A 10,788-nucleotide genomic window follows, 5' to 3' on the forward strand; every position below is an offset into this window, starting at 1 on the left:
ACATGACGGACTTCTCCGACAGGGTCGAGCAGGTTTCGATCAGCGGCATCCGCGAAGTATTCGAGATGGCTGGCGAGGACGCCATCAACCTCGGTCTCGGGCAACCGGACTTCCCGACGCCGGAACACGCCCGACGGGCCGCAGTCGAGGCCATCGAGGCCGGGAAGGCCGACGCCTACACCTCCAACAAGGGGACGCTCGAACTCCGGGAGGCCATCAGCGCGAAACACGACCGGGACAACGACTTCTCGGTCCCGCCGGAGAACCTCGTCGCCACCGCAGGCGGAAGCGAAGCCCTCCACCTCGCGCTGGAGGCCCATGTGGACGCTGGCGAGGAAGTTCTCTTTCCCGACCCCGGATTCGTCTCCTACGACGCGCTGACCCGCCTCGCTGGCGGCGACCCCAAGCCCGTCGCCCTGCGCGAGGACTTGACCTTGGACCCCGCGGCGGTCGAAGAGGCCATCACCGACGACACCGCGGCCTTCATCGTCAACAGCCCCGCGAACCCTACGGGCGCGGTCCAGAGCGAGGCGGACATGCGGGAGTTCGCCCGCATCGCCGACGAACACGACCTGCTGTGTATCTCCGACGAGGTGTACGAACACATTGTCTTCGAGGGCGACCACCACTCGCCGATGGCTTACGCCGAGTCGGACAACGTGGTCGTCGTCAACGCCTGCTCGAAGACCTACTCGATGACGGGGTGGCGACTCGGGTGGGTTGCCGCGAGCGAGCGCCGCATCGAGCGCATGCTCCGAGTCCACCAGTACGTACAGGCCTGCGCCAGCGCCCCGGCGCAGTTCGCCGCCGAGGCCGCTCTCTCCGGCCCGCAGGACCCCGTCTCCGAGATGGTCGCCGCGTTCGAGGAGCGCCGCGACGTGCTTCTCGACGGCTTCGCCGACATGGGCCTCGACTGTCCGACGCCCGAGGGTGCGTTCTACGCGATGCCGAAGGTGCCCGAAGGCTGGACCGACGAGGTGCTGGACCGCGGCGTCGTCGTCGTGCCCGGCGAGGCCTTCGGCGACCACGGCGAGGGTTACGCCCGCATCTCCTACGCGACCGACATGGAGACCCTGAAGGAGGCCATCGAGGTCATGCGCGAGGCGACGAACGCGGTTCGGTGACGGTACGACCGAATCGATAACGAGCGGGGTTTTGTCACGTCCGATTTTCGTTCGGTCGTGTCGATGTGAATAACTTTCAGGCAGAATAAACATACAGCTGCACATGGGAACAAAGACGATTTGGGTCAGCGACGAAATCTACGAACGACTCGAAACGCGAAAGCAGGACGACGAGAGTTTCACCGACCTCTTCGAATGACTTACTGACGAGGAGTGCGACATCTACGCCGGGTTCGGCGTATGGTCGGACTCCGACGCGACCGAGGCGATGCGCGAGGCACACGAGGACGTGACAGTCGCTCTCGACGTAGAGACGTATCGCTGAGCAAGTTCGGTCTAGTCGTCTTACGGTAAGAGGTTTGGGCGAATTGACTTACCGCGCGTACGTCGGCATGTACTCGCGTCCTACGTCGTGTTCGTAGAGCGCGATGTTACCCTCAATGTCTGTCTCAGTGTACTCGTGGACGATTGTTTCCAGTGCGTCGAGTGTGTTGGTGTCGCCGTCTTCAAGCGCCGCGACGTACTCGGGCGCGAGTTCTTCGCCGAACATCGTGTTGTCAAGTTTTGCGTTCCGCCATGTCGTCTCGTACTCGGGAATTTCGTACGATTTGAGCGATTCTTCGAGCGACGGCCACTTGTTGTTCCGTTTGTCTGCGAGGGACTTCCGCGGTTCGAACAGGTCAATGTGATTCGACCGACACGCAAGGTCCGGCCCGTCCGAAACACCGAGTGCTGTCTGTTTGTCGTCAAGGAACTCGAAGTCGAAGCCCTCGCCGCCGTAGGTCGTTAGCGCGTCCGGATTTCGCTCGTTCAACCACTCGTAAGTCGTCCGGATCAGTTTGGCTTCGTCTCCGTCGAAGTCCTTCTGAGTGTGGACTGCAACTTCAGCATCACCTCCATCGGCTTTGTAGTAGCCGACGCCGACCGCGATGAGGTGTTCACTTCCGCCGTCGAAGCCCGAGGTCTCGATGTCGAGAGTCCCGATACTCGGGAATCGATCTTCCGTATTTAGGTCAAGCGTAGACACATAATTTACAACATACAAAACTGTAGTAAATCTTCTCCTTCTGCCGTCCGTTTTACCGCCCTGAGATTTTATGCGTCTCGCTCTCGTGCGTTGGAACCATGCCCATCGCTCGCCGGGAGTCCGGCGTCGTCCCCGCGGCCCGCGCGCTCGCCTCGCAGGTCCACCCCGTCTTCATGACGCCGCCCGTCGCCTCCTCGCTGTTCGGCGGCGTGCTGGCCGGGCGCTTCGACCTCGCGGCGGGGCTTCTCCACGCGACGGCCATCTTCGCGGCCGTCTACACCGCCCACGTCAAGGACGGCTACGTGGACTTCTACGTCCGCGACGAGGACGACGACCACCCCCTCTCCGAGCGCGGGTGTAAGCGTGCGCTCGCGGGGTCCACCGCGCTGTTCGCCGCCTGTCTACTCGCGCTCTGGGCGCTCGCGGGCGGTCTCGCCGCGCTCTTGACGCTCCCGACGTGGCTCGTCGCCTACCACCACGCCCCGCAACTCGACACCAACCCCGTGACCGCGACGACGGGCTATCCCCTCGGCATCGCGCTGGCCATCCTCGGAGGGTACGCCGCGCAGGCCGGGACGCTCGCACCCATCGCGCTCGCGTTCGCCGCCGTCTTCCTCGTTTTGCTCTCGGGGGTGAAGGTCATCGACGACGCGCAGGACTACGACTACGACCGCTCCATCCGGAAGCGCACCGTGGCAGTGACGCTCGGTCCCGAGCGCGCCAGAACCGCGGCCTACGCGCTGATGACGACGGCGCTCGTTCTCGTCGTCGCGCTCGCGGCGCTCGCCGTCTTCCCGCCGAGTAGCGTTGCCGCCGTCGCGGGGTTCGGCGCAGTAGCCGGGGTCGCTCGCCGGGCCGACCCCGAACTGGCGACGATGCTGCTGGTCCGGGGGTCGTACGTCTTCCTCGCGCTGTTGCTCGCGGCGGTGTGGTTCCGACCGCTAGCGTGACTCCGAGTTCGCTTGCGGAAAGGTGTCCCTGCCTCCCTGAAACGATGGTTACGCCGGGTTCCATCCGGGCTACGTCGGGGTAGTCGTCCGTTCTCCCGATGAACGATTGGAGCCTTTCTTTCCAGACTCGGTAGTGGCTCCGACGAGGTGTTTCGATGACACGAAAGATAACGCTCGTAGCAGTCGTTGCGATGCTTGCGATGGGAACGTCGGCGGCGCTGACGTTCGGCGCCACGCCGCAGGCGAGTTCCGACGTAGTCGCGGAACAGGAGACGACCACAGCAGTAGAGACGACGATGATGCAGACGACTACGGCCACGGGGCAGGCGAGCGTCACGCTCGGTGACCAGACCTCGAACGGGACCGCGGTCGTGGTCGAAGAAGTCGTCGTTCCCGAGGGCGGCTTCGTCGTGATTCACGAGGCCGAGAGCCTGCAAACGACCCAGATGGAGACCGAGATGGGAACGGAGACCGAAACTGCGGTTGGCATGGAGACGACCGCCATGGACGGCCAGACCCAGCAGTACGCGGCGGGTCCGGTCCTCGGTAACTCGACGTACCTCGAACCCGGCGTTCACGAGGACGTGACCGTCCGACTCGACGAACCCATCGAGGCAGACCAAGTCCTCATCGCCATGCCGCACATGGATACGAACGACAATCAAGCGTACGAGTTCCCCGAGACCGACGACCCCTATACGGTTGACGGACAGGCCGTCATCGACTGGGCGAACGTGACCGTCGAAGCGGGCGAGACGACGACCGTCGAGGACGGCGAAACGACGACCGAAATGTAAAATCGATTTAATACTCCGCTTTCGGGCACCTATTTGACGCCCAACGGATTTTGCACCGCGTTTCGACTCAACGGTCAGGCGAGTATCTGAATCGCAACGCCAAGGAGGATGAGGAGCGCCCCCAGAGCTACTGCGAAAACATTTCTTGCCGGGAGTTCGAAATCCGCTGGCTCGGAGGTGAACGCCTTGTACGTTGATACGACGACCAGTCCGCCGCCGCCGAGGACCATCAGTGCGACCGGTACGCTAGCACCGTCGGCGCTGGCCGAGAGGAGACCGTCAACGCCAATCGCCGCCCCGGAAATCGCCAGCGACCCGTGATAGAGGTAGAACAGTTGCACATCTGAGGGTTATCGAGGGCGGAGAAAAGTCTGTTCGATGAAGCCTGTCGCGCCGACGAGTCGCTACCGACCCCTCAAGCTTTAATCCGCTGTCACACTGACGTTCGGTATGGCAATCGACGGACGCGAGCGCGAGACGGTACCGAGCGACGCCGACCGACCGTGGACCCACGAGCAGGCAGTCGTCGGCGACGTACGCCTTCACTACGTCGCGGCTGGCGACGAGGACGACCCGCTCGTTCTCTTGCTCCACGGGTTCCCCGAGTTCTGGTACTCGTGGCGCGAACAGATTCCCGCGCTCGCCGACGCCGGGTACCGGGTCGTCGCGCCCGACATGCGCGGGTACAACCTGTCGGAGAAACCGCGAGGCGTGGACAGCTATCGAATAGAGAAATTGGTCGGCGACGTGGTCGGCCTGATAGCGCATTTCGGCCGGGAGAGTGCCCACATCGTCGGCCACGACTGGGGCGGCGCGATAGCATGGGAGACCGCGATTCGCCGCCCGGAGGTCGTCTCCCGACTCGCCGTGCTGAACGCGCCCCATCCCGAGCGGTTTCGGCGGGAACTCTCGCGCAACCCCGAACAGTTGCGGCGCTCGTGGTACATGCTGTGGTTTCAGATGCCCGCGCTCCCCGAGACGCTTCTCGGCGCGGGAACCGCCGCCGGAATCGGGCGGATGCTCCGCGAGAGCGCACGTCCGGACACCTTCAGCGACGAGGACGTTCGGCGCTACCGGGAGGCCGCCGCCCGGCCGGGCGCACTCGCCGCGGCTATCAGCTACTACCGGGCGCTGTTCCGCGAGAATCTGGTCGCCGAGGCGCGCCGACTCGTCGGGAGAGACGACCGCCAGCACCGCGTTCGCGCGCCGACGCTGTTGATTTGGGGCGAGGACGACGTGGCGCTCGGCACGGAACTGACCGAGGGACTGGGCGAGTGGGTGGCGGACCTGCGCGTTGAGCGACTACCCGGCGCGACTCACTGGGTCCAGAACGACCGACCAGAGGCGGTCGGCGACCTGCTGGTCGAGTTCTTCGGAGAGGGTGAGCGAGAGTAGGAGGCAGAGAGAAAGAGGAAGAGAGTGAGCAAAAGCGAGAGGGTATGAGACAGTCAAGGCGCGTTCTCGCCTCACCGCGGTCCATCTCGGCAATTATTTCGACGGCGGTCAGCAGATCGGCCTGCGCACCGCAGAGGTTGGAGGCGACTACTTCGCGGTACTCACGATTTTCACCACGTCGCCCTCCTCCATCTCGTACTCGTCGCTGATCTCCCGGTTCGTCTTCCCGTTGACCGCGTGGAGATAGCCGTCGCCGATGTCGCTGTGGACCGCGTAGGCGAGGTCCTTCGGCGTCGCCCCGCGAGGCAGGAGGAAGGCGTCGGGCAGGACGTTGCCCTTCGCGTCGGTCCACTTGGTCTCGTTCTGGACCGGGTAGGCCGTAATCCGGTCGAGCAGGTCGTAAACCCCGGCGTTCAGCGACTCCTGTACGCCGGTTCCGCCCCACTCGCCCATGACCTCCCGAATCTTTTCGAGACCCGCCTGCTGGTCGTCGCTCAGGTCGCCGACCACCTCGAAGTCCTCGTCGCCGGGGTCGTAGTCGATGGCTCCGGCCTGCTCGGCCTGTCGGAGCGCCAGTTCACCCTCTGCGGTCGCCGGAATCACGGGCTTGCCGGTCTCTTTCAGGCGCTCGATGTTCTCCGGGGGAGCCACGTCGGCCTTGTTCGCCACGAGGATGATGGGCTTCGTTCGCGCTCGAACGTCGCGGGCGAGCGCGACCCGGTGGTCGTCGGTCCACTGAATCGGGTCGTCGGGATAGTCGAGTTCACGCAGACTGGCGGCCACGTCGGCCTCCGTCGCGCCGAATCCGGTCAGCATGTCCGCCAGCGCGTCGTCGATGTCGAAATCGGGCGACCGGGACTTGCGCTCGACGCTCTCCCAGTTGCGGTCGATGATGCTGGCGAGCCACTGGTCCATCTCCTCCTCGATGAAATCGACCTCTTCGACGGGGTCGAACGTGCCGATTTCGACCGGTTCGCCCTCCTCGTTGGTGCCGCCGGAGGCGTCCACGACGTTGAGTATCGCGTCGGCGTTCGTGAGTTCGTCCAGAAACTGGTTGCCGAGTCCGCGGCCCTCGTGGGCGCCCGGCACCAGTCCGGCCACGTCGAGCAGTTCGACGGGGACGTAGCGTTTCCCGTCGTGGCAGTTCTCGTCGCCACAGCGCTCGTCGCGTTCGAGACAGGGGCAGTCGGTCCGTGCGTGGCTGACGCCGCGGTTCGCGTCGATGGTCGTGAACGGGTAGTTCGCCACGTCCACGTCGGCCATCGTCGCGGCCTTGTAGAAGGTGGACTTGCCCGCGTTGGGCTTGCCCGCCAGCGCGATGGAAATCATGCGAGAAGCTACCGGCGTATCGGGGAACTGCCTTTCGGTTCCGCGAGTTCCGAGGGTCGCTAGTCGTCGCGCAAGAGTCGCTGTTCTCGCGCGGCCGACCGCCAGCGGTCGGCCGCGACGACGCTCAGAACGCGCCGAGACTCGACTGTAACTGTCGGTCGCTTTCGTCCTCGCTAATTTCGTAGCCCACCAAGTCCCGTAAATCGACTGCGTAGGTCGTGCCGCCCTGCGCTAGCACCAGCACGCGGCCCTGCACGCCGAGAACTTCGCCGGTCGCCAGCGTTTCTGCGACTGGTTGGGCCGAGAGGTCGAGACCGTACTCGAAGTCGAATCGCTCGATGGGTTCGAACTCCGCGAGGGTGTCGCGCCACGCCGCGGCGTCCACGTCGCGGTGAAGCCCCGTTATCTTGTCGGGGACGCGAACGCGGTCGGTGAACTCCTCGGCCAGTTGCGATTCGATGTCGCGGGCGACCCGGCCGTTCTCGACCGTTCGGAGGTGGGCCGCGCGGTCCGCGCCCTGCTCTCGGAGGCGTGTCCGGAGTCGCCACTCCTTGGTCACGCCGACCTTGAACGTCGCGGGCGCGAACGCCGCGAGGTAGATGGCGTGGTCGTCGTAGCAGTCCATCTCGTCTTTGAGACAACTCCCGGTACACCGAGCGCAGACCCACGTTCGGGTGTGTTGGTCGCAGTAGGGTGCGCCCTCGTTCGCACACTCGTAGTGGGTCGGGCCGTCGAGCGCGCCCGCACAGCGACGCTCCCCGAGCGAATAGCCGAGGGTGCGGCCGGGGTCGAGTCGCTCGCGGCGGACCTCGCCCTCGTCGGCGACGACCAGCGCGGCGCGCACGCGCTGGTCGTCCGTCTCGCTCACAGTCGCACCGCTCGCGTCCGTGTCGCCCTCGCGCTCGGTCTCGTACCCGACGATTTGCACGCCGCTGGCTACGGGGTCGGCTCCTAAAGGCGTGCGGTTTGGTGCGTCAACGGGTCAATGTAGCTTGCGCAACCTTATACAAATAATATCTAGTCCTACATTTAGTATTTATACCTAAGAAAAATTCATTATCTATCACGATTATTTACACACGTCATGTCTCACAATGACAACGGTGTGTCGAGGCGAAACGTACTGAAAGGGGTCGGCGCGTCCGTGGCGGCCGCAGGTGTGGGAACCGGTCTCGCGGCCGCGAAACCCGACGACACGGTCGAAGTCAACGTCGGGTTCAACTCCGAGCGCGGTCGTCAGGCCGCGCTCAGTCGGGCCGACGAGACCGTCCGGACGTTCAACTCCATCGACGTGCTGACGCTCCGCCTGCCAAAGCAGGCGGTGACGGCGCTCGAAACGAATCCGAACGTCCGCTACGTCGAGGAGAACGGGACGATGGAGGCGTTCGCTCAAACCCTGCCGTGGGGCGTTGACCGCGTGGACGCGGAGGTCGCCCACGCGAACGGGGAGACGGGCGCTGGCGCGGACATCGCCATCGTGGACACGGGCATCGACGACGACCACCCCGACCTGCAAGCCAACCTCGGGCGGGGCAAGGCCTTTGTCTCCTGCGGGAACGGCGGTTACTTCGGGAACTGCCAGTTCTCGGGCAACAACAACGCCTGTAACGAACCGTGGTCCGACGACAACGACCACGGCACCCACTGCGCGGGCATCGCCGACGCGGTGGACAACACCGAGGGCGTCGTGGGAGTCTCGACGGAGGCGACCCTCCACGCGGTCAAGGTGCTGGACTGTTCGGGGAGCGGGACGTTCTCGGACATCGCGGCGGGCGTCGAGTACGTCGCCGACCAAGGCTGGGACGTGGCCAGCATGAGTCTCGGCGGCAGTTCGGGGTCCTCCGCGCTCAAGGACGCCGTCGAGTACGCGCAGGGCGAGGGCGTCCTGCTCGTCGCGGCCGCGGGCAACGACGGCCCGTGTACCGGCTGTGTGGGCTACCCTGCCGCCTACGACGAAGTCGTCGCGGTCAGTTCGACCGACTCGAACGACGACCTCTCGGAGTTCTCCTCGCAGGGTCCCGAAATCGAACTCGCCGCGCCCGGAACCGACATCTACTCGACGGTGCCCGGCGGCTACGCCACCTTCTCGGGCACGTCGATGGCGTGTCCGCACGTCGCGGGCGGAGGTGGCCAACTCATGGCGAACGGCGCGACCAACGGCGACGCCCGCAGTCAGTTGAAGTCCACCGCCGAGAACATCGGCCTGTCGAGCAACGAATCGGGAGCGGGCCTGTTGGACGTGGCCGCCGCACTCGGTCTCGACTCGTCGGACGATACGTGACCTCGCGTTCGAGCGGTCACGCGCTCATTTTTCCGAGGAAATGATGAGAATTCGAAACAGAGAAATCTGGCCCCTAACCCCTGGAAATGCTCTGCTAATCGTTTATTTTACATATTAGCTAGAACATTTATATATCATAATCATTATTTTACAATTGTCATGGGAGATAATGACAATGGTGTGTCGAGGCGTAACGTGCTGAAAGTGGCCGGTGCGTCCGTCGCAACGGCGGCGGCGAGCGGACTCGCGGCCGCGAAACCCGACGACACGGTCGAGGTCAACGTCGGGTTCAAGTCCGAGCGCGGTCGCCAAGCCGCGCTCAGTCAGGCCGACGAGACCGTTCGGACGTTCGACTCCCTCGATGTCGTGACGATTCGCGTGGCGAAGCGGGCGGCGACGGGACTGTCGAAGAACCCGAACGTCGAGTTCGTCGAGGAGAACGGCACGATGGAGGCGCTTGCCGAAACTCTCCCGTGGGGGCAGGACCGCATCGACGCCGACGTGCTACACGCGAACGGAGAACTCGGTAGCGGTGCCAACGTGGCCATCGTGGACACGGGCATCGACGACGACCACCCGGACCTGACCGACCACCTCGGGGCGGGCAAGGCGTTCGTCACCTGTAACACAAAGGGTGGCTGTCGCTACGGCGCGAAACCCGCGAACAACACCTGTACCTACTCGTGGACGGACGACAACAACCACGGGACCCACTGTGCGGGCATCGCGGCGGGCGACGACAACAGTCAGGGCGTCATCGGTTCCGCGCCCGACGTGACGCTTCACTCCGTGAAGGTCCTCGACAAGTGCGGCAGCGGCTCGTACTCCGACATCGCGGCCGGAATCGAGTGGGTCGCCAATCAGGGCTACGACGTTGCCTCGATGAGTCTCGGCGGAAGCGCGTCCAGTACAGTCGAGACCGCGGTCCAGTACGCCAGCAGTCAGGGTGTTTTCCTCGTCGCGGCCGCGGGTAACTCCGGACCGTGTACCGACTGCGTGGGCTACCCCGCGGCCTACCCCGAGGTCATGGCCGTGAGTTCAACCGCGAGCGACGACAGCCTCTCGGACTTCTCCTCGACCGGTCCCGAAGTGGACATCGCCGCGCCCGGCACCGACATCTACTCGTCGGTCGCCAACGGCGGCTACGCCACCTACTCGGGCACGTCGATGGCGACGCCCCACGTCGCTGGCGTCGCGGGGCAACTCGCCGCCGACGGCCAGAGCGCGAGCCAAATCCGCTCGACCTTGGAGAGTTCGGCCGAAAACATCGGCCTGTCGAGCAACGAGTCCGGTGCGGGCCTGCTGGACGCCGCGGCCGCGCTCGGCTACGACTCCAGCGACGACACTTGAGACTCTCCGGCCGCTAGAGGCGGGGCGTTCGCCTCGTGCTTCGGCGAGCCGACTCCGCTCGGCCAACTTTTTCGGAGGGTTCGACGGTCGCCAGCGCCGCGGATCGCTCTCGGCCGCGACGAACGCGTCTCACCACGCACTGTGTGCGCTTCTCGACGGCTGAGTCGCTACAAGAAGCCAGTAGAGACGCCGAAACCGAGTGTGATGGGATACCCTCAGCGAACAGTTAGCTCAAAATACAGTTTATTTTTCCAATATCATAATCTAGAATAAAACTTTATTACGCTACCTTCCAATTAAAAAATTGCAATGCTTGGTAACGACAGTGGCGTTTCCCGACGTAACGTGCTGAAAAGTGCTGGCGGTTCGCTCGCCGCGCTGAGTGCGACGAGTCTCGCGGCGGCAAAGCCCGACGACACGGTCGAGGTCAACGTCGGCTTCAAGTCCGACAAGGGCCGACAGATGGCGCTCTCCTCCGCCGACAACGTGGTTCGGAAGTTCGGTACTCTGGACGCCGTCACGATTCAGGTCCCCA

Annotated in this window: 11 protein-coding genes; 7 read left to right on the forward strand and 4 right to left on the reverse strand. The window is 64.3% G+C overall.

The genetic code is table 11. The features are described from left to right. Positions 1–2: 2 nt before the first annotated feature. Positions 3–1,124, forward strand: coding sequence for a pyridoxal phosphate-dependent aminotransferase (locus tag EP007_RS15140; protein ID WP_128478446.1), 1,122 nt, complete (start codon positions 3–5; stop codon positions 1,122–1,124). A 103-nt stretch (positions 1,125–1,227) separates the two neighbouring features. After that, positions 1,228–1,323: an antitoxin VapB family protein gene (locus EP007_RS17995; RefSeq protein WP_128478447.1), complete on the forward strand. Its 96-nt coding sequence runs from the start codon at positions 1,228–1,230 to the stop codon at positions 1,321–1,323. A 174-nt stretch (positions 1,324–1,497) separates the two neighbouring features. Here the strand turns inward: EP007_RS17995 and EP007_RS15150 are convergent, their stop codons facing one another. Next, the gene (locus tag EP007_RS15150; protein ID WP_166035632.1) at positions 1,498–2,151 is read right to left on the reverse strand and encodes a ribonuclease H-like domain-containing protein; all 654 of its coding nucleotides are present in this window, start codon (positions 2,149–2,151) and stop codon (positions 1,498–1,500) included. 98 nt (positions 2,152–2,249) lie between these two features. Here EP007_RS15150 and EP007_RS15155 point away from each other — a divergent pair, with 98 nt between their 5' ends. Both EP007_RS15155 and EP007_RS15160 read left to right on the forward strand, forming a co-directional pair. Further along, on the forward strand, positions 2,250–3,101 hold the full coding sequence (locus EP007_RS15155; RefSeq protein WP_128478449.1) for a UbiA family prenyltransferase: 852 nt from the start codon (positions 2,250–2,252) through the stop codon (positions 3,099–3,101). Between the two features lie 155 nt (positions 3,102–3,256). Continuing rightward, positions 3,257–3,898, forward strand: coding sequence for a DUF7282 domain-containing protein (locus tag EP007_RS15160; RefSeq protein ID WP_128478450.1), 642 nt, complete (start codon positions 3,257–3,259; stop codon positions 3,896–3,898). Between the two features lie 74 nt (positions 3,899–3,972). Here the strand turns inward: EP007_RS15160 and EP007_RS15165 are convergent, their stop codons facing one another. Then, the gene (locus EP007_RS15165; protein WP_128478451.1) at positions 3,973–4,239 is read right to left on the reverse strand and encodes a hypothetical protein; all 267 of its coding nucleotides are present in this window, start codon (positions 4,237–4,239) and stop codon (positions 3,973–3,975) included. A gap of 109 nt (positions 4,240–4,348) precedes the next feature. On the opposite strand from EP007_RS15165, the gene EP007_RS15170 reads away from it, so the two are divergent. After that, positions 4,349–5,293 (forward strand): alpha/beta fold hydrolase, encoded by a 945-nt coding sequence (locus tag EP007_RS15170; protein ID WP_128478452.1) that lies wholly within the window; start codon positions 4,349–4,351, stop codon positions 5,291–5,293. A gap of 147 nt (positions 5,294–5,440) precedes the next feature. Here the strand turns inward: EP007_RS15170 and EP007_RS15175 are convergent, their stop codons facing one another. Together EP007_RS15175 and EP007_RS15180 are read right to left on the reverse strand one after the other, a co-directional pair. Then, positions 5,441–6,622 carry a redox-regulated ATPase YchF gene (locus tag EP007_RS15175; RefSeq protein WP_128478453.1) on the reverse strand — a complete coding sequence of 394 codons (1,182 nt, stop codon included), beginning with the start codon at positions 6,620–6,622 and terminating at the stop codon, positions 5,441–5,443. 124 nt (positions 6,623–6,746) lie between these two features. Next, a complete protein-coding gene (locus EP007_RS15180; protein WP_394346044.1) occupies positions 6,747–7,550 on the reverse strand; it encodes a DUF2797 domain-containing protein in 804 nt (267 codons plus the stop codon). A 156-nt stretch (positions 7,551–7,706) separates the two neighbouring features. Here EP007_RS15180 and EP007_RS15185 point away from each other — a divergent pair, with 156 nt between their 5' ends. Both EP007_RS15185 and EP007_RS15190 read left to right on the forward strand, forming a co-directional pair. Further along, a complete protein-coding gene (locus tag EP007_RS15185; RefSeq protein WP_128478454.1) occupies positions 7,707–8,903 on the forward strand; it encodes a S8 family peptidase in 1,197 nt (398 codons plus the stop codon). A 159-nt stretch (positions 8,904–9,062) separates the two neighbouring features. After that, on the forward strand, positions 9,063–10,253 hold the full coding sequence (locus EP007_RS15190) for a S8 family peptidase (protein WP_128478455.1): 1,191 nt from the start codon (positions 9,063–9,065) through the stop codon (positions 10,251–10,253). Positions 10,254–10,788 lie beyond the last annotated feature (535 nt).

The organism is Halorussus pelagicus (assembly GCF_004087835.1).
GTDB lineage: Archaea > Halobacteriota > Halobacteria > Halobacteriales > Haladaptataceae > Halorussus > Halorussus pelagicus.

What these genes read in the sequence shown, in the direction of transcription:
- EP007_RS15140 (WP_128478446.1), top strand. Translation starts at nt 3, where the DNA reads ATGACGGACTTCTCCGACAGGGTCGAGCAGGTTTCGATCAGCGGCATC.
- EP007_RS17995 (WP_128478447.1), top strand. Translation starts at nt 1,228, where the DNA reads ATGGGAACAAAGACGATTTGGGTCAGCGACGAAATCTACGAACGACTC.
- EP007_RS15155 (WP_128478449.1), top strand. Translation starts at nt 2,250, where the DNA reads ATGCCCATCGCTCGCCGGGAGTCCGGCGTCGTCCCCGCGGCCCGCGCG.
- EP007_RS15160 (WP_128478450.1), top strand. Translation starts at nt 3,257, where the DNA reads ATGACACGAAAGATAACGCTCGTAGCAGTCGTTGCGATGCTTGCGATG.
- EP007_RS15170 (WP_128478452.1), top strand. Translation starts at nt 4,349, where the DNA reads ATGGCAATCGACGGACGCGAGCGCGAGACGGTACCGAGCGACGCCGAC.
- EP007_RS15175 (WP_128478453.1), bottom strand. Translation starts at nt 6,622, where the DNA reads ATGATTTCCATCGCGCTGGCGGGCAAGCCCAACGCGGGCAAGTCCACC.
- EP007_RS15185 (WP_128478454.1), top strand. Translation starts at nt 7,707, where the DNA reads ATGTCTCACAATGACAACGGTGTGTCGAGGCGAAACGTACTGAAAGGG.
- EP007_RS15190 (WP_128478455.1), top strand. Translation starts at nt 9,063, where the DNA reads ATGGGAGATAATGACAATGGTGTGTCGAGGCGTAACGTGCTGAAAGTG.